Annotated in this window: 15 protein-coding genes; 9 read left to right on the plus strand and 6 right to left on the minus strand. The window is 65.7% G+C overall.

What is annotated here, in order from left to right; all coding sequences use genetic code 11:
* A complete protein-coding gene (gene pbpC, locus AC5QPF_RS28630; protein ID WP_494960961.1) occupies positions 1 to 2,355 on the minus strand; it encodes a peptidoglycan glycosyltransferase PbpC in 2,355 nt (784 codons plus the stop codon).
* A 62-nt stretch (positions 2,356 to 2,417) separates the two neighbouring features.
* Between pbpC and AC5QPF_RS28635 the strand changes: the two genes are divergently transcribed.
* On the plus strand, positions 2,418 to 2,711 hold the full coding sequence (locus tag AC5QPF_RS28635; protein WP_494960962.1) for a hypothetical protein: 294 nt from the start codon (positions 2,418 to 2,420) through the stop codon (positions 2,709 to 2,711).
* 108 nt (positions 2,712 to 2,819) lie between these two features.
* Here AC5QPF_RS28635 and AC5QPF_RS28640 read toward each other — a convergent pair whose 3' ends face one another.
* Positions 2,820 to 7,715, minus strand: coding sequence for an alpha-2-macroglobulin family protein (locus AC5QPF_RS28640; protein WP_494960963.1), 4,896 nt, complete (start codon positions 7,713 to 7,715; stop codon positions 2,820 to 2,822).
* Positions 7,716 to 7,871: 156 nt separating this feature from the next.
* On the opposite strand from AC5QPF_RS28640, the gene AC5QPF_RS28645 reads away from it, so the two are divergent.
* Both AC5QPF_RS28645 and AC5QPF_RS28650 read left to right on the plus strand, forming a co-directional pair.
* A complete protein-coding gene (locus AC5QPF_RS28645; RefSeq protein ID WP_494960964.1) occupies positions 7,872 to 9,218 on the plus strand; it encodes an MATE family efflux transporter in 1,347 nt (448 codons plus the stop codon).
* A 722-nt stretch (positions 9,219 to 9,940) separates the two neighbouring features.
* Positions 9,941 to 10,153, plus strand: coding sequence for a hypothetical protein (locus tag AC5QPF_RS28650; RefSeq protein ID WP_494960965.1), 213 nt, complete (start codon positions 9,941 to 9,943; stop codon positions 10,151 to 10,153).
* Positions 10,154 to 10,334: 181 nt separating this feature from the next.
* Here the strand turns inward: AC5QPF_RS28650 and speA are convergent, their stop codons facing one another.
* The 4 genes from speA to AC5QPF_RS28670 all read right to left on the minus strand — a co-directional run bounded on the left by speA (position 10,335) and on the right by AC5QPF_RS28670 (position 14,622).
* Positions 10,335 to 12,248 (minus strand): arginine decarboxylase, encoded by a 1,914-nt coding sequence (gene speA, locus AC5QPF_RS28655; protein ID WP_494960966.1) that lies wholly within the window; start codon positions 12,246 to 12,248, stop codon positions 10,335 to 10,337.
* A gap of 200 nt (positions 12,249 to 12,448) precedes the next feature.
* A complete protein-coding gene (locus AC5QPF_RS28660; protein ID WP_494960967.1) occupies positions 12,449 to 12,820 on the minus strand; it encodes a translation initiation factor Sui1 in 372 nt (123 codons plus the stop codon).
* Between the two features lie 195 nt (positions 12,821 to 13,015).
* Positions 13,016 to 13,552 (minus strand): NUDIX domain-containing protein, encoded by a 537-nt coding sequence (locus AC5QPF_RS28665; RefSeq protein WP_494960968.1) that lies wholly within the window; start codon positions 13,550 to 13,552, stop codon positions 13,016 to 13,018.
* Complete coding sequence (locus AC5QPF_RS28670; RefSeq protein WP_494960969.1) at positions 13,552 to 14,622, minus strand: DUF2333 family protein; 1,071 nt, start codon at positions 14,620 to 14,622, stop codon at positions 13,552 to 13,554. Before AC5QPF_RS28670 ends, AC5QPF_RS28665 begins: the two co-directional genes overlap by 1 nt.
* A gap of 280 nt (positions 14,623 to 14,902) precedes the next feature.
* Here AC5QPF_RS28670 and AC5QPF_RS28675 point away from each other — a divergent pair, with 280 nt between their 5' ends.
* From AC5QPF_RS28675 to accC, 6 genes are all read left to right on the plus strand, one after another.
* Positions 14,903 to 16,519 carry a diguanylate cyclase gene (locus AC5QPF_RS28675; RefSeq protein WP_494960970.1) on the plus strand — a complete coding sequence of 539 codons (1,617 nt, stop codon included), beginning with the start codon at positions 14,903 to 14,905 and terminating at the stop codon, positions 16,517 to 16,519.
* A gap of 1,288 nt (positions 16,520 to 17,807) precedes the next feature.
* Entirely contained in the window at positions 17,808 to 18,587 is a 780-nt protein-coding gene (locus AC5QPF_RS28680; RefSeq protein WP_458980401.1) for a methyl-accepting chemotaxis protein, read from the plus strand.
* A 176-nt stretch (positions 18,588 to 18,763) separates the two neighbouring features.
* Positions 18,764 to 20,539: a protein-disulfide reductase DsbD gene (locus AC5QPF_RS28685; RefSeq protein WP_494960971.1), complete on the plus strand. Its 1,776-nt coding sequence runs from the start codon at positions 18,764 to 18,766 to the stop codon at positions 20,537 to 20,539.
* 174 nt (positions 20,540 to 20,713) lie between these two features.
* Positions 20,714 to 21,163 (plus strand): type II 3-dehydroquinate dehydratase, encoded by a 450-nt coding sequence (gene aroQ, locus AC5QPF_RS28690; protein ID WP_330075760.1) that lies wholly within the window; start codon positions 20,714 to 20,716, stop codon positions 21,161 to 21,163.
* A gap of 88 nt (positions 21,164 to 21,251) precedes the next feature.
* Positions 21,252 to 21,716: an acetyl-CoA carboxylase biotin carboxyl carrier protein gene (accB, locus tag AC5QPF_RS28695; RefSeq protein ID WP_330075759.1), complete on the plus strand. Its 465-nt coding sequence runs from the start codon at positions 21,252 to 21,254 to the stop codon at positions 21,714 to 21,716.
* Positions 21,717 to 21,733: 17 nt separating this feature from the next.
* Positions 21,734 to 23,077: an acetyl-CoA carboxylase biotin carboxylase subunit gene (gene accC / locus AC5QPF_RS28700; RefSeq protein ID WP_494960972.1), complete on the plus strand. Its 1,344-nt coding sequence runs from the start codon at positions 21,734 to 21,736 to the stop codon at positions 23,075 to 23,077.
* The last annotated feature ends 104 nt before the right edge of the window (positions 23,078 to 23,181 follow it).

The following is a 23,181-nucleotide window of genomic DNA, read 5'->3' on the forward strand; positions in this document are numbered from 1 at the left end:
TCAGTCGCTGACCTGGAAGGTGATCCGCGCGGTCTGCCCGCTGGCGTCAAGCACGCTCAACTCGTAGCGGCCGGCCGCGTCGAAGCGCGCCTTTAGCGCCTCCTGGCCGCTGGTCTCGCCCAGCGGCGCACCGTTGAGGAACCACCAGCGCTGCCCACCGCCACCCAGCGCCGAGACGTCCAGTTGCAGCACATCGCGGCTGGTGGCCGGGCGGCGCAGTTGATCACCCTCGCGCACCCCGACGATGGACAACGGCGGCGCGGTGGCCGGGACCTGCGGCGGACAGTCCGCAGCCGGCGCCGGCAAGCGCGCATCACGCCGCTCGGCCCGTGGCAGCCAGGGCTCCAGCGGTGCTGGCCACAGGGCGATGTCCCGCGCCCGGGCGCCAGGGCACGCGGCATCGACCCGCAGCCCTTGCTCATTGACCCAGGCCCGCTCCAGCAAACCGACGCCCAAAGGCTGATCCTGCGCCAGCAGGGTCGGTGGCGTGGTGCCTTCCAGGGTCCAGGCGAAGCGTTGGCGCCGGCAGTTGGGATCGTTGCGCGCCAGCGGCTGGCCCAACGGCCAACAGATCGCCGCGACGCCAACGCTGGCCGGCACCGGCGGTACCGGCGTGCTGATCCCGCGCTGGCTGTCGCGATTGCTCAGCACATCGTGGACCTGCAGCATCAGCGGCGCCGCCGAGGCCAGGCCGAACTGCCCCGGCACCGGCGTGCCGTCGGGGCGACCGATCCACACGCCGATCAGGTAGCGCGGCCCGACACCGATCGACCAGGCATCACGGAAGCCATAGCTGGTGCCGGTCTTCCAGGCCAGTTGCGGGCGCTGCACCAGTTCGGCATGGGGATCGCGATCCGGGCGGGCCTGCCCGCTGAGGATACGGCGGATGATCCAGGCCGCACCGGGCGACAGCATGCGCCGCTCCAGCAGCGGTGCGTCCGGTTGCAGGCGCAGGTGGGCGCTCATGCCGTCGCGGGCGAAGGCGCTGTAGCCGCTGACCAGGTCTTCCAGGCGACTGCCACCGCCGCCGAGGATCAGCGACAGGTTTGGCTCGGCAAGTGCCGGCAGACTCACCGGTATGCCGCCAGCGCGCAACTGCGCAGCGAAGCGCTTCGGCCCGTAGGCTTCCAGCAGTTGTACCGCCGGCAGGTTGAGCGACAGCGACAATGCCGAGCTGGCCGCCACCGGGCCGCTGAAGCCCATGGAGAAGTTGCCGGGACGGTAGTCGCCATAACGCCGCGGTACGTCCTGCAGCAACGATTCGGAGTGGATCAGGCCATCGTCCATGGCCATACCGTAGAGGAACGGCTTGAGGGTCGAGCCTGGCGAACGCAGGGCACTGATCATGTCGACATGGCCGAAGCGGCGCTCATCGTTGAGGTCCACCGAGCCGAGGTAGGCGCGTACCGCCATGCTCTGCGACTCCACCACCAGGATCGCCGCCGAGGTACGTTCGGGCAGGCGCGCGCGCCAGCCGGTCAGCAGGTCTTCGAGGCGGCGTTGCAGGGCGGCGTCGACGGTGGTGCGGATCAGCGGCGGGCTGTCGGCACGGTTCAGGCGCCGGGCCAGCAGCGGCGCCAGCGCCGGTTCCTGGCGCGGGGCCAGGAGCAACGGTTCCTCCATGGCTTCGCGAACCTGCTGTTCGGACCACACCGCGTACTCGCCGAGGCGCTGCAGGACCTTGTCGCGGGCGGCGGTGGCACGTTGTGGATGGCGGTCCGGGCGCAGCCGGCTGGGGGCCTGTGGCAATACCGCGAGCAACGCCGCTTCGGCGGGGGTCAGTTGCGTCGGCGGCTTGCCGAGGTAGGCCCAGCTCGCCGCCGCCACGCCTTGCAGGGTGCCGCCGAAAGGCGCGCGGTTAAGGTAGATCTCGAGGATCTCGCGCTTGGACAGGTGCCATTCCAGTTGCAGGGTGCGCCACAACTGCCGCAGCTTGCCGGGCAGGGTCCGCGAATGCGGATCGAGCAGGCGCGCCACCTGCATCGACAGGGTACTGCCACCGGACAGCACGCGACCGCCACTGAGGTTTTGCCAGGCTGCGCGGCCGAGTGCCAGCGGGTTGACCCCGGGATGGCTGTAGAACCAACGGTCCTCGTAGGTCAGCAGGGCTTGCAGGTACAGCGGCGAGACCTCGTCCACCGACACCGGGTAGCGCCATACGCCGTCGGCATCGGCGAAGCGCCACAGCGGCGTGCCGTCCTCGGCGAGGACCACCCGGGCCAGGTCGTCGGTGGGCATGGGTAGCGGCCAAAGGCGGTCGGCCAGCCACAGCAAGGCGATCACGCCGAGCGCAGCCAGTGCAGTGATCGTCACCAGGCGGGCCCGGCGTCCGCGCGGCAGGGCTACGCTGAACATGGACGGGAACCGAAGCGGCCCAATGATGGCCAAAGTGCAGTAACGATCATCAGGACACGACCATGCGGGTAGAAGGTTTTTTCGAGTGGCTGGGGCAGGCGCTGGGCGCGGCGATAAAGTTCGTGGTGGATGCCCTCAGCGGGCTGTTCGCCCTGCTGGCCAATGCCGGCGGGAATTTCATCGACGGGCTGGCCAGGACGCTGGGGATGGATACGTCGATCGTCAGCATCCTGATCCTGCTCATCGGCCTGTTGCTGCTGTACTCGGCGGTGCGGGCGTTCATGCGGGCTTCGGTGATTGCAGGGATCATCTGGGCACTGCTGGGGTTGTGGGTGTTGAGTTGGGTGGTGCACTGACCAGAGGCTGGCGGGGACCTTGTGGGAGCGGGTTCACCCGCGATAGCGATGGTGGATTCACTACCGTAATCGCGGGTGAAACCGCTCCCATAGGGGACGATGTCGCCCCTACCGGCCCTTGATGACCATCTCTCCAGCGGTGTCACCCACAGCCTGCCATTCCGGCCGGTACATCGACTCCACCTGCGGCGGCGGAATCCGGTAGCTGCCCGGGGTCACCGCCCGCGCCAGGTACAGCAGGTGGGTGGTGCCGTAGCCATCCAGGTTCAACGCCGCCACATAGCGGTCATCACGATATTCCTGATGCACCACGTTGGCGTTCTCCATCGCCTCGCGCCACTGCTTCACCGCGCTGCTGGCGTTCTCCAGGCTGGCGGCGCTCTGGGCGAGGTTCTGGTTTTCCAGCTCCAGGCCCGCCGGCAGCAAATCCACCACCAGCGCATCCGGTACCCGCGACTTGGCCTGGATCGCCAGATGCACCAGCACCAGGTCTCCACTTTCCAGCGATTTCAGGTCCAGCGCCTGGCCATTCATGCCCAGGTACTCGCGACGGATGCTCATGTTGTTGCCACTGGCCGGCGGCGCCTGGCGCGGATAGCCGGACAGGGTCAGGCGCTGGTACAGGGTCTTGTCGCCTTCGTTGCGCACGCTCAGCGGCGAGGCCAGCAACGGCCCCTCCAGATGCAGCCCGGATTGCGCCTGACTCAGCTCGCGGGTGATCCCGGCGCTGTCCAGCTGCGCAGCCCAGTCGCCTTCCGGCTGCTGCATCAGGCCACGACCAGCGAGGAACAGCGCGTTGCGCTCCTGGGTCGACAGCCACGGCTTGGCCGCCAGTTCGTCGGAGAGCTTGAACAGGCGATCCGGTACCGCCTTGCTGGCCAGCTTGTACTCGTCGAGCAAGGCCAGGATCAGCGCCTGGTCACGCAGGGGGCTGCCGTAGTCGGCCATCCATTTGTTGTCGCGGGTGATCGCCAGGCCGGCCTGCAGGGCCTGCTCGGCCTTCGGCTTGTCGCCCATGGCGTCGAGGGCGATCGCCAGTTGCACCAGTGGCAGGCCGGAACGGGCGTCGGCACGGCGTTCGAACAGACTGCGCAGGGCACCGAGTGGCGCCTGCTGGCTGCGCGACAACACCAGCGCGGCGTAGGCCTGCACGGCGAAGCGGCTGTGCTCGGCGTTCTCGCTGTAGTTCACCTCGATCAGGTTGCGTTCCTGCACGTAGCGCAGCAGGCGCTCGCTGGCCTTCTTCAGCGCCTCGGCCGGTACCGCAAAGCCCTGGTCGCGGGCACGCAGGAGGAAGTCGGTGACATAGGCGGTCAGCCAGTACTCCTCCTCGCCGTCGCTGCTCCACAGGCCGAAGCTGCCGTTGTAGCGCTGCATGCCAAGCAGGTGCTCGATGCCCATCTCGATCTTGCGCTGGCGATCGGCAGCCGGCTCGCCGGTGATGCCGAGGCGCTTGAGGGTCGCGGCGTCGGCGTAGAGCGACGGGTACAGGCCGCTGGTGGTCTGCTCCAGGCAGCCATACGGATAGGCCTTAAGCGCACGGATCTGCTCGGCCAGGTTCAGCGGCGGCCGGCTCGACAGCACCAGGGTGCCTTCCAGGCCCTGCGGCTCGAAGGTCGCCAGGTCCTGTTCCGGCAAGGTCCAGGGCTCGCCACTCAAGGCCACGCGGTAGTGCTTGAGCTGCGCCGGATAGGCCGGACGCACGCCCAGGGTCCATTCACGGGAGAAGCCGGTATCAGTCTCGCCCGGCAGCACCAGGCCATCGACCCGCACCGTGACCTTGCCCTGGCCGTAGCCGCCGGTGGCCTGCACCGGGATCTTGAGGGTGACGCGCTGGCCCTGCTTGAGTTTCAGCGACTGATGGGACGAGCCCTGCAGGTCCAGTTGGCCCTCGGTGGCCACAGCCACGGCGAGGGTCTGCTCCTGCCCGGACAGGTTGGAAAGGTCCAGCGCCAGGCTGGTACGGTCGCCGCCGGCGAGGAAACGCGGGGCCGAAAGTTCGGCGATCAGCGGCGCGGCGACCACGGTCTTGCCTTCGGCGACACCAAAGCGATCCTCGCTCCAGGCCTGGGCCATCAGGCGCAGCTCGCCGTTGAAGTCGGGGATGTCCACCGTGGCCTGGCCCTTGCCCTCGGCATCCAGGGTCACCGGCGCGCTCTGCAGGGCGACGATGGTCACGCTGGTGTCCGGACGCTTGCCGCCCTTGGCCATGCCGGCGTCACCACCAAAGGCCAGGCTGGCCAGGCGGCCCTGCCCGGCTTCGATCAGTTGTCCGTAGATATCCAGCTGGTCGGCACCATAGGCCTTGCGGCCGAACATGCCGGTGAACGGGTCGGGGGTGACGTAGCTGGTGATATTGAGGATGCCCACGTCCACCGCGGCCAGCAGCACCTGCGCCTGTTTCGGCACGCTGCCGTCGGCGTTGCGCGCCTGGATATTCACCGTCAGCGGGTGTTTCGGACGCATCTTCTCCGGCGCTTCGAGGGTCACCGCCAGCTTGCGCTGGGCGCGGTCCAGCGGCAGGTGCAGCACGCCCACGGCGCGTTTCGGCGTGACATTGGCCTTGCGCTCGCCCGGACGGATCACCAGGGCACTGATGTACAGGTCATGCCGCGCCCATTTCGGGTCGAGCTTGACGTCGAAGGCCTTGCCCTCGGCGGGCACGTCGATTTCCTGCCACCACAGCGGGCCGTCGCCGCCTTCCACCATCAGGTAGCCCTTGCCGGCAGCCGGCGGGGTGACGGTGACCTTGGCGGTATCGCCATCGTTGTAGGCCGGCTTGTCCAGGGCCAGGCGCACCTGATCCGGGCGCACGGCGCCGCCGTCGGCGTTGTCCTGGGCACGGTAGCCGGCCCAGAAGCGCAGGCTGCTGGTGATGCCGGTGTCCGGGTCTTCCACTTCGACGCGGTACGGACCCCACTCCACCGGGAAGCTCAGCCTGGTGGTGCTGCCCGCCGGAACGCTGACGGTCTGCTCGCTCTCGGTGAGCATCTTTTCGTTGAAGTTGTAGCTCCAGCCGTCGCTCTGCGAGTAGTTCCAGTAGTAGTCGCGACGCTCGCGGACCAGACGCACACGCAGGTTGTCGGCGGCCAGCTTGTTGCCGTCGCGGTCGGCCATCAGCAGCTCGACTTCCACCGGCGCATCGCCGTCGGTTTCCTCGCCATCGAACAGGCCGCGCAGGCCCGGCAGGTGGTCCGCCGGCCAGATCGGCTGTTCCAGGCGCCGGGTGATCGGGCGGCCGCCGGATTCCTGCAAGCTGGCCTGCACGGTGAGTTGCAGCGGCGAGCGGGCCTCGGCCCATTCGCTGGCGATGCTGAGGGTGGCTTCGCCGTTGGCGTCAAGGACCGATTCTTCCAGGTCCATATCGTGGCTCAGATCGCCTTCGGTAACCGAGCCGAACTGGTAGCCGGGCAGTGCCGGCACCGCTTCGCGCAGCGGACGCACGTAGACCTGGCCGCTGAGGCGGTTGCCCGCTGCCGGGGCGCCGTAGAGGTAGCGACCGTTGACGCTGATTTCCGCGGTTTCATCCGGGCTCAGCGGGGTGTCGCTGCCCTTGAGTTCCAGGGCCAGGCGCTCGGGAAGGAAGTCCTCGACGAGGAATTCGTGGACCTGGCGCTTGCCGCCGCCGAGGTCGAAGAGCAACTGCCAGCGGCCGGTGGGTGCCTCGCCAGCCAGTTGCAGCTGGTATTGATAGAAGCCGTTGGCGTCCGCCTCCCAGACAAACTTGCGGCTGACCTGTTCATCCGGCCGGCGCACCTCGACGTTGATCGGCTGGCTGTTCACCGGCTTGCCGTCCTGGTCGCGCAGCAGGCCATTGAGCAGTACGGTTTCACCCGGGCGATAGAGATCACGCGGGCCGAAGACGAAGAACTGCAGCGGATTGGCCTGGGGGCCGGTGACGGTGAATTCGGAGAGGTCGAGGGCCGCGCTGTTCAGGCGCAGCATCGTGGTGTTCGGCCCTTGGCGCGCCAGCAGCACATCGGCTTTCGGTGGCAGCGGCAGTTGCGCGTGGCCGCCGCCATCGGTCTTGCCCTGGGCGAGGACCTTGCCGTCGCCGTCGAGCAGGTCCAGTTCGATATCGCCCAGCGCCTTGCCGCCTTCCAGCGCCTGGGTGAACACGTCCAGGCGATTGCTGTAGCGGTGCACCGAAAGGCCGATGTCGCTGAGGGTGAACAGGGTCGCCGGCTGCGAATAGTTGTAGGTGCCCGCCTCGCGCATCACCGCCAGGTAGACGCCCGCCTCTTGCAGCGGCTTGATCCCGGCCATGGGCAGGAGCAGGGTTTCGCGGGTGTTGGCCGCGGGGTTGAGGTCGAAGCGACCGGCGTAGACCAGATCGGCCATGGGCAGCAGGTCGCGGGCTTCATAGCTCTGCAGGGAACTGTTGCGACCCCAGGCGCCGAGGAAGGTGGGCAGCGACTCGGGCTTGATGCGGAAGAACTCCACGTTGACCTTGGCCACGTTCAGTGCGATTACCGGCAGGCCCTCGGCGAGACGGGTCGGCAGCAGCGAGCCGCGGCTGGCGAAGCCGATGCTCGGCTCCATGTCGCGGGTTTCCAGGCGGCTGACGTACTCGTTGGCCAACTGATTGCCGTTGACGCTGCGCAGGCCGGCGTCGATGGTCAGGACCAGCTTGCGCTTGGGCTCGAGATGACGCAGGCGCAGTTCCATGCGGTTATCGGAGAGTTCCCAGGCGCCGTCCACCTTGCCCTTGGTGGTATCGACCAGGTGCAGGCGCTCGGCGAAGCGCTGGTCGGCCTGCAGCGGTGCGGAGAAAGTCACCGACAGGGCGCTGGCGCCGTCGACCTGGACTTCCGAGACGTCCACCACGTTCAGCTCACGGCCGGCGTAGCGCTGGGCCAGGGTGGCTTCGTCGACCACGGGCCTGGAGGCAGCGGGCGCGGTGGCCGCGGCTTTTTCCGCAGGGGCGGGTTTGTCGACGGAGGACGAATCACACGCACTGAGCAGCGCCAGGGCGCAGGCCAGCCACAATCCTTTGTTCAGCATGGGGAGGGAACTCTTTCGGCAGCAGGGGCAGACGGGAAACTATATATCAACGTCCGCGGTTTCACCGGGAAGCGGTGCCGAGGTGAGACAGGGTTCACCCGGCAAAGTGCCGTAGTGCGGGTAGAATGAGCGGTTTACGTCATGTGGGACCCCAGCATGCCCTCACTCCTCACCGACTGGCGCGACCGCCCCACCCATCACAAGGTATGGGCCCTGGCCGCACCGATGATCCTGTCCAATATCTCGGTGCCTCTGGTGGCCCTGGTGGACAGCACGGTGGTCGGTCACCTGCCCCATGCCCACCAGCTCGGCTCGGTAGCGGTGGGTGCAAGCTTCTACACACTGCTGGTCGGCGTGCTGGGTTTCCTGCGCATGGGCTCCACCGGCTTCGCTGCCCAGGCCGCCGGCCGCGCCGATGGCAACGGGCTGCGCCAGGTGCTGCTTCAGGGCCTGATCCTCGCCCTGCTGTTCGCCCTGCTCGTCGGCCTGCTGGCGATCCCCTTCAGCCATCTGGCGCTGAACCTGATCCAGCCCGGCGCAGCACTGGAACAGGGCACCCACGACTTCTTCACCACCCGCCTGTTCGGATTGCCGGCGGCACTGGCCACCTACGCCCTGGTCGGCTGGTTCCTCGGCACGCAGAACGCCCGGGCGCCGCTGGTGATCCTGCTCACCACCAACCTGCTGAACATCGTCCTCAACCTATGGTTCGTGCTGGGCCTGGAGTGGGGCGTGGTCGGCGCGGCGCGGGGCTCGGTGATCGCCGAATGGGTCGCCGCCCTGCTCGGCCTGGCCTTGACCCGCCCGTCGCTGCGCGCCTATCCCGGCCGGGTGATCTGGTCGCTTCTGGCACGCTGGCAGAGCTGGCGGCCAATGCTCGGGGTCAACCGCGACATCTTCATCCGCAGCCTGGCCTTGCAAGGGGTGTTCTTCCTGATCACCGTACAGGGCGCGCGGATGGGCGAGGCCACGGTGGCGGCCAATGCCCTGCTGCTCAATGGTCTGCTGGTGACCGCCTATGCCCTGGATGGCCTGGCCCACGCCGTGGAAGCGCTGTGCGGACATGCGATTGGTGCGGGGGACCGACCTGCGTTGCGGCGCTCGCTTGTGGTGGCCGGAGGATGGTCGCTGATCGCCAGCCTGGGCTTTGCGGGGCTGTTCCTGCTGGGCGGGCACCTGTTCATCCAGATGCAGACCGATATCGCCAGCGTGCGCGAAACCGCCTTCGAGTACCTGCCGTACCTGGCGGCGCTGCCGCTGATCGCGGTGTGGAGCTACCTGCTCGACGGCCTGTTCATCGGCGCTACCCGAGCGCGGGAAATGCGCGACGGCATGCTGCTCAGCGTACTGATCGCCCTGCCCTTCGCCTGGCTGGCCCGGGATATGGGCAACCATGGGTTATGGACGGCGTTCCTGTTGTTCATGGCGTTGCGCGGGGTGACGCTGGGGGTGATGGGGTGGCGGTTGCAGCGGCAGGGTGGGTGGTTTGGGCATCAGCCTTGAAAGCATTGACTGTGTTTTCAGATCAGGCATGGATATCTACACAACTCTGAACGCCTGACATGAGACTGCAGTTGACCGCCTTGTTTGTTCGACTCGGTATCGAGTCGAACCCAAAAGCCTCCCCGTGATGCATCGTCGAAAAGACAAAGGCGGGCAACTCGAATCCAACAGGCCATGGCACGTTGCAACAAATGTGGGAGCGGGCGTTGCCCGCGATGCGCCGCGCGGGCGGCGCTCGATCTCAAGAACGATGCATCGATCAAGGCAGGCACCTGGTAGCCCTCATACGGTTTCCTGTCAGGCGTTGTCGATCCCCAGGGGCTCATAAGCTGTTGCATTTGCGAAATGAGCTTCATGCATTTCCGGCTTTTTTGTAGGCAAATTCCCAAGCATACTTTCCGGCCGTTCCAGCCGTTGCGCGCTATGGAAATGCTGCCTAGTCTGCGTCGGTCGTTGCACTTTGACGACCGGCTTTGACAGGCCGTTTCATAGGCGCCGGCTGCTATGGCAGCTGTGCGTGGGGCGTCTTCGTGCGCGCCGGGGTGCCTATGACTCGGTCTGTCAACCCACGTACAGTTGCCACCCTTCTGTTTGACAGCAGGCTGGTGGTAATCCATTGACTCATAGGATTACGCCAATGAAGAAAATCGTCCCCGCCCCCCCTCACCACCACCCATACCCACTTCGCCACCACCCATCGCAGCCATGCACCACTGTTCGCCGTGCGTGCCGGCATCGCCGTGGATGACGCCTTGATGCATGTGGCCTCCGCCTTGAAGTCGGCGATCGAGACCAACCTGCAGTTGTGCGATCTGGACGATCGCAAACACGGCGACCTGATGTGGGCGACGCAGCAGTCGCTGGAGATTGCCCAGGCAGTGGTGGGTTCATTGCTGGCTGCGGCCGAGATGCGCCGGGCAGGCACGCTGAAGTAACCGGGCGGCCGCAATCGCGGGCAACGCCCGCTCCCACAAGGATCTCCGCCAGTCACAAGACCCAGGCTCGCCGCGAACCCTGTGGGAGCTGCGCTCGATCTGGAGAGCGCAGCAGTGCTCAAGACAGGCTCCGCCCAAACGAAAACGGCCCGCAAAGCGGGCCGTTTCCATTTACAGCGTCTTACGACGACAGGTACGAAGAGCGCGTCAAACCAAGGCGCAACGCATCGAGGAACTGCGTCCGCTCACGATCGCTGATCCGCGCACTCGCCACCTTGTCGCGGTAGTGAGTCATCAACTCCTCCGGCGACAGGTGCACGTAGCGCAGCATGTCCTCGATGGTGTCGTGGGTCTCGATGCCGGCGTGGTACACGCTGCCGTTCGGGTTCTGGTAGATGTTCACCGAGTCGGTGTCGCCGAACAGGTTGTGCATGTCACCGAGGATCTCCTGGTACGCACCGACCAGGAACACGCCCAGCAGATAATCCTCGCCTTCCTTCACCGCATGCACCGGCATGCTGGTCTCGATGCTCTGCTCGTCGACGTACTGGTTGATCTTGCCGTCGGAGTCGCAGGTCAGGTCCTGCAGCACGGCACGACGCAGCGGTTCTTCGTCGAGGCGATGCAGCGGGATGATCGGCAGCACCTGGCCGATGGCCCAGGTGTCCGGCAGGCTCTGGAACACCGAGAAGTTGCAGATGTACTTGTCGGCCAGCTTGTCGTTGAGCTCGTCGAGCACCTGGCGGTGCGAGCGCTGGCGCGCCTTCAGCGAGTTGTGCAGGCGACGGCACACGGCGAAGTAGCACTGTTCGGCCAGCGCCTTCTCGGCCAGGGTGATCTTGCCGTCAGCGTATTGCGCAGCCACGTCGCCCATGTAGTGGGTGGCGCGCCAGTAGGTCTCGGTGACCATCTCCAGGTCGGTCGGACCGAGCAGGTCGGCCAGCCATTGCACGGTTTCCGGCAGGGCTTCCTTGTTCTCGATGGTCGGCACGTCGTCGTTGTGCTTCTCGACGTCGGTCACCTGGACCACCAGCACCGCGTGGTGCGCAGTCAGCGAGCGGCCGCTTTCCGAGAAGATATGCGGATGCGGCAGGCCTTGGGCGTCGCAGAATTCCTTGAGCATGCCGACCACGACACCGGCGTAATCGTCCATGTCGTAGTTGATCGAGCTGGCATTGCGCGAGTGGGTACCGTCGTAGTCGACGCCCAGGCCGCCACCGACGTCGATGTGGTCCACCGGCAGGCCCAGCGCACGCAGCTCGCCGTAATAACGGATGGCTTCCTTGAAGCCGTGCTGGTAGTCGGCCAGGTTGGCGATCTGCGAGCCCATGTGGAAGTGCAGCAGACGGATGCCCTGGTCCAAACCGGCGTCACGGAAACGCTGGACCACGGAAATCAGCTGCGCCGCCGACAGGCCGAACTTGGACTTCTCGCCACCGGTGTCCGCCCACTTGCTCGACGCCAGCGAGGACAGGCGCACGCGCAGGCCGACCTGCGGCTTGACCTTGAGCTCGGCCGCCTCTTCGATCACCAGGGCCACTTCCGACTCTTTCTCGATGACGATGAACACGTTGTGGCCGAGCTTCTGGCCCATCAGCGCCAGGCGGATGAACTCGCGGTCCTTGTAGCCGTTGCAGACGATGGTGCCGCCCTTCGGCGCCAGCGCCAGCACCGCCAGCAGCTCAGGCTTGGAGCCGGCTTCGAGGCCGATGGAGACGTTCTGCGTGGCGATGATGTTTTCCACCACCGCTTCCTGCTGGTTGACCTTGATCGGGTACAGGGCGGTGTACTGGCTCTGGTATTCCAGGCGCGCGATGTTGGCATCGAAGGCGCCTGTCAGCTGGCGCACGCGGTCTTGCAGGATGTCGGGAAAGCGCACCAGCAGCGGCAGCGACAGGCCGCTCTTGCGCAGTTCGTCGACTTGCTCGTACAGATCGATCGGCGCGCTGCCCGGGCCGTTCGGGCGCACTTCGACACGCCCGGCTTCATTGATCGCGAAATAGCCCGCGCCCCAATGGCGAATCCCATAAACACTGCGGCTGTCGGCCACGGTCCATTGGCTGCCATCGTCTTTGCGTGTGCGTCGTACGGACATCGAAGTCCCCTATAAAGAAAGTCAGATAACACCGGCCATGCGGGAGGGCGCAGTGTAGAAAATGAAAATGACGATTTCCCCTGTTCGGGCTTGGACCCTTCACAAGGCAACGAGTTTAGACGCTGGGCGAAAAGCCCCGGGTGCTGCCACCCCTCACCCGGCCTGTACAGGCGCCGGACGAACGGTGCGCAAGCAGGCGATCAGCCGCCGGATTTCTTCGCTTTGAAGCCCTGTTTGACCAGTTCGCCGAGCAGCAGCTCGACATGGTCGCCCTGGATCTCGATGACGCCGTCTTTCAACGCGCCACCGGTGCCACAACGCCGTTTCAGCGTGCTGGCGAGGTCCTTGAGCTGCTCCAGAGGCAAGGGTACGCCCGTGATGGTGGTCACCGTCTTGCCGCCGCGACCTTTGCTTTCGCGACGGACACGAGCGATGCCATCCCCTTCCGGGATGAGCGTCTGCTTGCAGGTGCAGGCATCGATGGGTTGGCTGCAGTCCGGACAATGCCGTCCTGCATCGGTGGAGAACACCAGGCCGCCAAGGGCGGAAAATGACGAGGCTTTCTTGGCCACTTTTGATCCTCGGGTTTGAGGACAAAAAACTGGTCGTGGACCCGGGCGGGACGACGACCGCGAAGCCCCACTCTGGCAGGGGCAGCGCACCTGCCGCGATTGGCTACGCGGCAGGGTGAAAAGGCCGCGCAGTGTAACGGCAAATGTCTCGCTTGCTAAGTACAGAACTGCGCCATTTCGGGCAATTTTGCGACATCAGGCTTGACGGCCAAATGCCCGGGAAAGTGCCGCCAGGGAGTCGGGGCAATACGGCAGTGTCTGCGACTCTTCCCAGACCACTTCCGGGTTGACGAAACGCGCCTCGCTGACCTCTTCGGGCTGCAGGCGCAGAGGCCCGTCCCAGACCGCCGAGAACACCGCGCACCAGAGGCGGTTGCCGGGCAGGTCGAAGAAGAAGCGGTCGTGGGCGCGCAGCTCGACACCGCCCACGCCCAACTCTTCTTCCAGTTCCCGCGCCGCCGACGCGGCATATGCTTCGCCCGCCGCGACCATGCCGCCGGCAGCCACATCCCAGTAGCCCGGGTACAGCGCCTTGCTCTGGGTGCGCTTGTGGACGCACAACTGGCCGGCGCCGTTGAACAGCAGGATGAAGGTGCAGCGCCCGATCAGGCCGCGCTCACGCAGCTCGGCGCGAGGCAGCGCGCCGAGCAGGTTGTCGTCTTCGTCGACCCAGGCGACCTGCTCACGGTCCGAGGCGGCCCGGTGCGCCGCCTCCGCTTCGCTGATGCTCATCAGCCTTGCGACAGCAACTGGCGCAGGTCGATGACCGCAGCGTTGGCGCGGGAGATGTAGTTGGCCATGACCAGCGAATGGTTGGCCCACATGCCGAAGCCACTGCCGTTCAGTACCATCGGACTCCACAGCGGCTCCTGAGAGGCTTCCAGCTCACGGATGATCTGGCGCACGCTGACCGTGGCGTTCTTCTTCGCCAGCACATCGGCGAAGTCGACCTCGATGGCGCGCAGCAGGTGCGACAGGGCCCAGGCCTGGCCACGGGCTTCATAGAAGACGTTGTCGATCTGCATCCACGGGGTTTCCACCAGTTCCTCGTCAACCTGCGGTGCCTGGCCCGGGACCACGGTCTCGGTCTTCAGGGTGCTGTTCAGCTTGACCCGGCCGACGCTGGCCGACAGACGCTGGGACAGCGAACCCAGGCGGGTGGCGACGTCACCCAGCCAGTTGTTCAGGTTGTCTGCACGGGTATAGAAGATGGCGCCGGAATCACCCGAGGCCAGGCGCGCCTGGTAGCGGCTGAGGGACTTGATGCCTTCCTCGAACTCGGACTCGCTCGACGGCAGGATCCAGCTCTTGTTGTCGAAGTTGAAGCGCGGCTCGGCCTTGGCCAGATCGGCGTCTTCGGTGGACTGCGACTGGGAACGGGCGAAGTCCTTGCGCAGGGCGCGGGACAGGTCGCGGACCTGGACCAGCACGCCGTACTCCCAGCTCGGCATGTTGTCCATCCACAGGCCCGGCGGGAAGCGGTCGTTGGAGATGTAGCCGCCCGGCTTGTTGAGCAGCGTGCCGGCGACGGTCTTGAGGGTTTCGATGGTGGTGTAGCCGACCACCATCTGCTGGCCGTTGCGCTCGGCGGCGGCCTGGGCGTTCTGTTGCACCGGGAACAGGGCCGGCTCTTCGCTCCAGTACCAGCCGAGGGCGATGGTCACCACCAGGTACAGGCCGATCACCGCGCCCAGCGAGCGGCTGAGCAGGCCGCGCAAGTAACTGCCGCTCGCGGTGACGCGGCCGGCCTTGCGCTCCTCGCGCGGCTCGGTGCCGCCTGTACGGTTTTTCCAGTCCAGCATGGCAGGGTCCTTTTTCAGTCAGTGCATGTGCAGGGTTCGACCGCAGCGGCCGGGCATTGGTGCCGAGCCTTGATAAATGTCGGCGGATGCTGGCGGCGGGGCGACCGGGGTGCTCGCAACTATAAAGCAAGGGCAGCCTATCGCCCAACCGACCCGAGGGTCACGAACTGAATGATTCTCCGGCGTCAATAAATTGATGCAGGGCACTCGTATGCGCCAAAAGTGGTGCTAGCATAGAGCCATCACTCGAACTGCCTCATTTCTAATAAGTAGTCAGGACATGACCGAGCCAGAAGACCCCAATCGCGAGCGACTGAAGCAACACTTTGCCCAGCGGGTCATTCACCAGGCCCGGCAGATCCTGGAAATCTGGCAGCGCCTGCAGCGCAGTGAATGGTCCCTGGGCGACCTTGGCGAGCTGAGCGAGGCCAACCTGCGCCTACAACGCTACGCCGAGCGCTTCGAGCAACCGGAGCATACCCAACTGGCCGAAGCCATCGGCCAGACCCTGGCCGCTGTCGAAGCCAACAGCGCGCGCCTGAGCAGCAGCCTGATCAGCGAACTCAACCGCCTGATGCAGCGTCTTTCACGCACCGGCCTGCGCCAGGGCGACCGCCTCGAACAGACTACCTTGCCGCCGTTGCGCAAGCCGGTCTACGTGATGCTGCAGGACCATGAGCGTGCCGAGCGTCTGGCCAAGCAACTGGAGTTCTTCGGTCTCGGCGTGGAAGCGCTGCAGTCCGCGGACGCTTTCCGCGCCTCGATGAACGAACGCCTGCCTGCCGCCATCGTCATGGATGTGGACTTCGGCGGCACCGGCCTTGGCCTGGGTCTGGCGGAGCAAGCCCAGCAGGGCCTGGAGCAGCGCGTGCCGCTGCTGTTCTTCAGCCTCCACGAAACCGACACCCCGACTCGCCTGGCCGCCGTGCGCGCCGGCGGCCAGGAGTTCCTCACCGGTACTCTGGAAGCATCGAGCCTGCTGGAAAAGGTCGAACTGCTGACCAGCGTCACCCAGTACGAACCGTTCCGCGTGCTGATCATCGACGATTCGCGAGCCCAGGCCCTGCACACCGAGCGCCTGCTGAACAACGCCGGGATCGTCACCCGCACCCTCACCGACCCGATCCAGACCATGGCCGAGCTGGCCGATTTCCAGCCCGACCTGATCATCCTCGACATGTACATGCCGGCCTGCACCGGCACCGAGCTGGCCAAGGTGATCCGCCACAACGACCGCTATGTCAGCGTGCCGATCATCTACCTGTCCGCCGAGGACGACCTGGACAAGCAACTGGACGCCATGAGCGAGGGCGGCGACGACTTCCTGACCAAGCCTATCCGCGCACGCCATCTGATCACCACGGTGCGCAACCGCGCCGCCCGCGCGCGCAACCTCAAGGCGCGAATGGTCCGCGACAGCCTGACCGGCCTGTACAACCACACCCATATCCTGCAACTGCTGGAGGACTGCAGCTTCCGCGCCCGCCGCGAGAGCCGGCCGCTGAGCTTCGCCATGCTGGATATCGATCACTTCAAGCGGGTCAACGACAGCCACGGCCACCCCATGGGCGACCGGGTGATCAAGAGCCTGGCGCTGTTCCTCAAGCAGCGCCTGCGCAAGACCGACTTCATCGGCCGCTATGGCGGCGAGGAATTCGCCATCGTCATGCCCAACACCGGCCTCGACGCCGCGCACAAGGTGCTCGACGAGATCCGCCAGCGCTTCGCCGAGATCCATTACCCGGCCCAACCCCAGGACTTGTTCTGCACGTTCAGCGCCGGCGTGGTGGAACTGAACGACGACCTCGACGCCCTGAGCATGGCCACCGCCGCCGACGAAGCGCTGTACCGGGCCAAGGGTGCCGGACGCAATCGGGTGCAGCGCGTCGGCCAGTGAAGTCAAATGGCCACTTTTTTTGACCGAAGCGCCGGGTTCGTCATAACCATGTAATAAAAACGCAATAGTTTCAGTGCCTTGCCTCCAGCCGTCGGTAGTCAAGCACATGCGCCTGAAGCTGCTCACCAACCTCAATACCCTGTTACTGGTCCTGGTCTGCCTCGCCCTTGGCGCCACCCTGTGGTGGTCGCAAAAGGCCCTGGAGCGCCCGTATCTGCTGATGGAACGCTACCTGGGCCTGTCCCAGCAGTTCCAGAACCAGGTCGCGCGCAACATCCAGACCTACCTCGGCAGCGGCGATGCCCTGCAACACGCCACCGCGCTGCAGGCCACCCAGAGTCTCCAGGAAGAGCTCAAGCAACTGCCGCAAGACCTGGCGCAGAGCGTGCGTCCTAGCCTGGACAGCCTGGCCACCTTCACCAGCAACGAACTGCTGGCCGCCGGCAAGCTGGCCGGCGATCCCCAGGCCCTGCTGCTGCAGGCCGAGCGCGAACTGGGCGCCAACCTGGAACAGTGGCTGCGCTATGCCCAGGACAGCAACAACCCGGAAGGCAACCGCTATTCCCCGGCGCTGATGCAGGCCAGCCTGCACCTGGGCCGCCTGTCCCTGGCCCGCGACAAGCTGGTCAGCAGCGGCCGCAGCGAACTGGCCGAGGAAGTCGAGCGGGAACTCAACCTGATGGCCGAGCAGGCCAAGGTTCTCGATGGCCTGCCGCTGCTCGGGGTCAAGGCCGCCAGCGCCTCCGGCTCCGACGATTTCGCCGCCATGATGGGCCTGGCCAGCGAGAGCAAGAGCGAGGCCGAAGACACCGCCATCGGCCTGCGCCGTGAGTTGAACAGCCTGATCAGCCGCTACCCGGCCGAACTCAAGCGCACCCGCGAGCAGATCGAACGGCGCAGCGAGCTGGCGGCCACCACCCAGTCGCGGATCGCCGCCGTGCAGCAGGCGATCGCCGACCTGGAACCGAGCGTGCGTAGCCAGCATGGGCAGATCCAGAGCGAAGTGCGCCTGATGCAGGGTGTGATGATCGCCCTGATTCTGCTGATCGCGCTGGTCATCGACCGCCTGCAACGGCGTCTTGCGCGGGTCCTTACCGCCCTCGACCCGGCCTTGTCGGAGTGGGCTGGTGGCGACTTCAGCAAGCCGATCGACCTGCCGCCGAGCAACCGCGAAATGCACGATATCCAGGACTCGCTGAACCGCTTGCGGGATTACCTGGTGGAACTGGTCGGGACTATTCGCAACAACGCCGAACAGGTCGCCGGCAGCAGCCACGCGTTGGCCGGCATGAGCAGCGCGCTGCACGACGGTGCCGAGCGCCAGGCCGGCGATACCGCGCAGATTCGCGATGCTCTGGGTGAACTGGAAGCCACCATCGTCCAGGTCGCCGGCGACGCCAGCCAGGCCGCCGATGCCAGCCGCCAGGCAGGCCTGGCGGTGGAACAGGGCCAGGCGGTGATTGGCCAGAGCCTCACCGGGCTGCGCAAGCTGGTCGACGAAGTGCAGGGCAATGCCCAGGTCATCGAGGAGCTGGCCCAGGAGTCCGCGACCATCGGTGGCGTGCTTACGGTGATCCGCGCCATTGCCGAGCAGACCAACCTGCTGGCGCTCAACGCAGCCATTGAAGCGGCGCGGGCCGGCGAGATGGGTCGGGGCTTCGCCGTGGTCGCCGAGGAAGTGCGTTCGCTGGCGCAGCGCACCACCGGCGCGACCGGCGAGATCCAGACCCTGATCACCCGTCTGCAACAGGCGGCGCGGGAGTCGGTAGACGGCATGCGACTGCAACTGGAACACGCCGAAGCCACCGCCGATCAGGCCCAGGCGGCAGATGGTGCACTGGACGAGATTGTCACGGCGATCCAGACCATTTCCGATACCGCGGTGCGGATTGCCGACGTCACGGCGCAGCAGAGTGGTGCGGTGAGCGAAATTCGCGATCACAGCGAGCGGATTCATGACCTGGGCGAGGACAACCTGCAGCGGATTGGTGAAGGGCGTAACCAGGGCGAGCAGCTGTTGCGCCTGGGTGGGGAGTTGAATACGGCGGTGCGGGCTTTCCGCCTGTAGTCGCTCTCTCGGGCCGCATCGCGGGCAGCGCCCGCTCCCACAGGGTCTTGTGCCTGCCTTCGATATCGAGGGCAACCCAGAACCTTGCGGGAGCGGGCGTTGCCCGCGATGCGGCCCCTGCATCACCGCCGAGACTCCGCTATCATGCGGACAACTCCGCCCCCCGCGAGACCATCATGCGTCGTCTGCTTTGCCTCCTGCTGCTGGCCCTGGCCCTGCCCGCCCTGGGTGCCGGCCTGTTCGACAGCCGTCCCAGCGCCACCCTCGGCGCGCCGTCCCTGAACAACAGCGCCGATTTCCTCCCGGTACGCGAAGCCTTCAAGCTCAACCTGATGCAGGGCGACGCCCAGGGCATCAAGCTGCGCTTCGTCCCCGCCGAGGGCTATTACCTCTACCGCCACCGCTTCCAGTTCCGCACCGAGCCTGCCGATATCGCATTGGGCACGCCACAGCTGCCACCCGGCGAGGCCAAGCATGACGAGTTCTTCGGCGACGTCGAGGTCTACCACGGCATCCTCGATATCGACCTGCCGCGCACCGACGACAAACGCCCGTTCACCCTGGTGGTGACCTACCAGGGCTGCGCCGACAAGGGCCTGTGCTACCCACCGGAAACCGAACGCCTGACCATCGACGGCAGCAGCGCCGTCCCCGCCACAGGCGCCCCCGTCGTCCGCGAGCAATGGACCTGGAAAAGCCTGGCGCTGTTCTTCCTCGCCGGCATTGGCCTGACCTTCACACCCTGCGTGCTGCCGATGTTGCCGATCCTCTCCGGCGTGGTCCTGCGTGGCCAGGTCGGCGGTTGGCGCGGCCTGGCGCTGTCGCTGGCCTACGTGCTGCCGATGGCCGCCTGCTTCGCCCTGCTCGGCGCCCTGATGGGCCTGTTCGGCGCCGGCCTGAACCTGCAGGCACGCCTGCAGTCGGCCTGGGTGCTGGTGCCGTTCTCGCTGTTCTTCGTGCTGTTCGCCTTGGCCATGTTCGGCCTGTTCGAACTGAAGCTGCCACGGGCCCTGAACGAGCGCCTCGACCGCGTCGCCGGGCAGACCAAGGGCGGCTCGCTGCTCGGCGCGGCGGTGCTCGGCGTGGTCTCCAGCCTGCTGGTCTCACCCTGTGTCTCGGCACCCCTGGCCGGTGCCCTGCTGTACATCAGCGCCAGCGGTGATGCTCTCGGCGGTGCACTGAAACTCTTTGCCCTCGGCCTGGGCATGGGTGCCCCGCTGCTGCTGGTTGCGACCGGCGGCGCGGCCTGGCTGCCGAAAAGCGGCCCCTGGCTGGTCACGGTAAAGAACGCCATCGGCGTGCTCCTGCTCGGCCTGGCCATCGGCCTGCTCAGCCGCGTCCTGCCTGGCCAGGTCACCTTGCTCCTGGTGGGCTTGCTGGCCGCCGGCGTGGCGCTGTTCCTCGGTGCCCTGGAATTCGTGGTGAAAACCCCGCGCCAGCGCCTGGCGCAACTGCTCGGCCTGTTCCTGCTGGTCTACGCCCTGGCCTGCTGGTACGGCGCCCTCGCCGGCCAAGGCGATCCGCTGCGGCCACTGCCAGTCGCCGGCAGCAGCGCCACGGTCGCCCAGGCCAACAGTGAACACTGGGAAACCATCGACAGCCCCGCCCAGCTCGACCGCGTGCTGGCCGAAGCCAAGGCCGGCGGCCAGCCCCTGGTGCTGGACTGGTACGCCGACTGGTGCATCAGTTGCAAGGTCATCGAGCGTGAAGTGCTGAATGCGCCAAACGTGCTGCCATTGCTCGCGGATTACCGGCGGGTGCGCTTCGATATCACCCAAAGCAGCGCCGAACAGCGCGCCCTGCTCGACCGCTACCAGCTGTTCGGCCCGCCCGCCCTGCTGTTCTTCGCGGCGAACGGCAGCGAAAACACGGCCGCCCGGGTGGTGGGCGAGACGAACGCCGGCGAATTCGCCGAGCATCTGCAGCGCATCCGCGCCGATCTGCGTCTATAACTTCCGGGGCCGTGGGAAAACCGCGGCCAATGACCGGGATTAATAAAATAGTCACATATTTTGCGCGAATCTCGGTCAACGTGCTGGCTATTGCAGTTAACTGGACAGTGCGAATGTCTTGCGGCATAGTCGCCGCGCTTGTATTCATGTCCTACAAAATCAAAGGATGCGCAGATGGCGACCCTACTGGTGCTGCATGGCCCCAACCTGAACCTGCTCGGAACGCGCGAACCCGGTGTCTACGGTGCCGTGACCCTGGCGCAGATCAACCAGGACCTGGAACAGCGCGCCCGCGCCGCCGGCCATCATCTGCAATACCTGCAAAGCAACGCCGAGTACGAACTGATCGACCGTATCCACGCCGCGCGCAACGAAGGCGTGGACTTCATCCTGATCAATCCGGCGGCTTTCACCCACACCAGCGTCGCATTACGTGACGCATTGCTGGCGGTGAGCATCCCATTCATCGAAGTGCACCTGTCCAACGTGCACAAGCGCGAGCCGTTCCGTCACCACTCCTACTTCTCGGATGTCGCCGTGGGAGTGATTTGCGGCCTGGGCGCCAGCGGTTACCGCCTGGCCCTGGAGTCCGCCCTGGAACAACTGGCAGCCGCCAAATCCTGAATAACGCGGGCCTGGCCGTCGCCGGGCCTACAAGAACGTTTGAATCACGTTCATACGACCCTGACCAAATCTTGGGAGTTGATGATTAATGGATATTCGTAAAGTCAAGAAACTGATCGAACTGCTGGAAGAGTCCGGCATCGACGAGCTGGAGATCAAGGAAGGCGAAGAGTCCGTGCGCATCAGCCGCCACAGCAAGACTCCAGCCCAGCAGTACTACGCGCCGGCCCCGGTTGCCGCCGCCGTCGCTCCAGCCGCCGCGCCTGCCGCTGCCGCCGCTCCGGTTGCCGAAGCCGCTGCTGCCGCACCACAGCTGAAAGGCACCGTGGTTCGTTCGCCAATGGTCGGTACCTTCTACCGCAAGGCTTCGCCAACCTCGCCAGCCTTCGTTGAAGTCGGCCAGACCGTGAAGAAAGGCGACACCCTGTGCATCGTCGAAGCCATGAAGATGATGAACCACATCGAAGCCGATATCGGCGGCGTCATCGACGCCATCCTGGTGGAAGACGGTCAGCCGGTTGAGTTCGACCAGCCGCTGTTCACCATCGTTTGAACCGCGGAGAGCCAGCGATGTTGGAAAAAGTTCTGATCGCCAACCGCGGCGAAATTGCCCTGCGTATCCTGCGTGCCTGCAAGGAACTGGGCATCAAGACCGTCGCCGTACACTCCACGGCCGACCGCGAGCTGATGCACCTGGGCCTGGCTGACGAGTCCGTGTGCATCGGCCCGGCGTCGTCCAAGGAATCCTACCTGCACATCCCGGCGATCATCGCCGCCGCCGAAGTCACCGGTGCCACTGCCATTCACCCTGGCTATGGCTTCCTGGCTGAAAACGCCGACTTCGCCGAACAGGTAGAGAAATCCGGCTTCGCCTTCATCGGCCCGAAAGCCGACACCATTCGCCTGATGGGCGACAAGGTTTCGGCCAAGCACGCCATGATCCAGGCCGGCGTACCGACCGTTCCAGGTTCCGACGGCCCGCTGCCGGAAGACGAAGAAACCGCGCTGGCCATCGCCCGCGAGGTCGGCTACCCGGTGATCATCAAGGCCGCCGGTGGCGGTGGTGGTCGCGGCATGCGCGTGGTGCACAAGGAAGAGGACCTGATTGCCTCGGCCAAGCTGACCCGTACCGAAGCCGGTGCTGCCTTCGGCAACCCGATGGTGTACCTGGAGAAGTTCCTGACCAACCCGCGTCACGTGGAAGTCCAGGTTCTTTCCGATGGCCAGGGCAACGCTGTGCACCTGGGCGACCGTGACTGCTCGCTGCAGCGCCGTCACCAGAAGGTGCTGGAAGAAGCCCCGGCCCCGGGCATCGACGAGAAGGCCCGCCAGGAAGTCTTCGCCCGCTGCGTCCAGGCGTGCATCGAGATCGGCTACCGTGGCGCCGGCACCTTCGAGTTCCTCTACGAGAACGGCCGCTTCTACTTCATCGAGATGAACACTCGCGTGCAGGTAGAGCATCCGGTTTCGGAAATGGTCACCGGTATCGACATCGTCAAGGAGATGCTCAGCATCGCCGCTGGCAACAAGCTGTCGTTCAGCCAGGACGACGTGGTGATCCGCGGTCACTCCCTGGAGTGCCGGATCAACGCCGAGGACCCGAAGAAGTTCATCCCGAGCCCAGGCACGGTGAAGCACTTCCACGCGCCGGGCGGCAACGGCGTTCGCGTCGATTCGCACCTGTACAGCGGCTACAGCGTTCCGCCGAACTACGATTCGCTGATCGGCAAGCTGATCACCTACGGCAAGGACCGCGACGAGGCCATGGCCCGCATGCGTAACGCGCTGGACGAAATCGTCGTCGACGGGATCAAGACCAACATCCCGCTGCACCGCGAGCTGGTCCGTGACGAAGCCTTCTGCAAGGGCGGCGTCAACATTCACTACCTGGAGCACAAGCTGGCGTCGGAGTAATCCCGTCGGTTTCGCCCCATGGTGAATGCGAAAGCCCCGAACCCAGGTTCGGGGCTTTTTTTTTGGTTCTTCACGGGGTTCGGGGTTGCAGGGGCGGGACTTAT

The organism is Pseudomonas sp. Con_6 (assembly GCF_059379395.1).

Bases quoted from the DNA above. Each gene is read 5' to 3' on its own strand.
- pbpC (WP_494960961.1), bottom strand. From the start codon at position 2,355: ATGTTCAGCGTAGCCCTGCCGCGCGGACGCCGGGCCCGCCTGGTGACG.
- AC5QPF_RS28635 (WP_494960962.1), top strand. From the start codon at position 2,418: ATGCGGGTAGAAGGTTTTTTCGAGTGGCTGGGGCAGGCGCTGGGCGCG.
- AC5QPF_RS28640 (WP_494960963.1), bottom strand. From the start codon at position 7,715: ATGCTGAACAAAGGATTGTGGCTGGCCTGCGCCCTGGCGCTGCTCAGT.
- AC5QPF_RS28645 (WP_494960964.1), top strand. From the start codon at position 7,872: ATGCCCTCACTCCTCACCGACTGGCGCGACCGCCCCACCCATCACAAG.
- speA (WP_494960966.1), bottom strand. From the start codon at position 12,248: ATGTCCGTACGACGCACACGCAAAGACGATGGCAGCCAATGGACCGTG.
- AC5QPF_RS28665 (WP_494960968.1), bottom strand. From the start codon at position 13,552: ATGAGCATCAGCGAAGCGGAGGCGGCGCACCGGGCCGCCTCGGACCGT.
- AC5QPF_RS28670 (WP_494960969.1), bottom strand. From the start codon at position 14,622: ATGCTGGACTGGAAAAACCGTACAGGCGGCACCGAGCCGCGCGAGGAG.
- AC5QPF_RS28675 (WP_494960970.1), top strand. From the start codon at position 14,903: ATGACCGAGCCAGAAGACCCCAATCGCGAGCGACTGAAGCAACACTTT.
- AC5QPF_RS28680 (WP_458980401.1), top strand. From the start codon at position 17,808: ATGAGCAGCGCGCTGCACGACGGTGCCGAGCGCCAGGCCGGCGATACC.
- AC5QPF_RS28685 (WP_494960971.1), top strand. From the start codon at position 18,764: ATGCGTCGTCTGCTTTGCCTCCTGCTGCTGGCCCTGGCCCTGCCCGCC.
- aroQ (WP_330075760.1), top strand. From the start codon at position 20,714: ATGGCGACCCTACTGGTGCTGCATGGCCCCAACCTGAACCTGCTCGGA.
- accB (WP_330075759.1), top strand. From the start codon at position 21,252: ATGGATATTCGTAAAGTCAAGAAACTGATCGAACTGCTGGAAGAGTCC.
- accC (WP_494960972.1), top strand. From the start codon at position 21,734: ATGTTGGAAAAAGTTCTGATCGCCAACCGCGGCGAAATTGCCCTGCGT.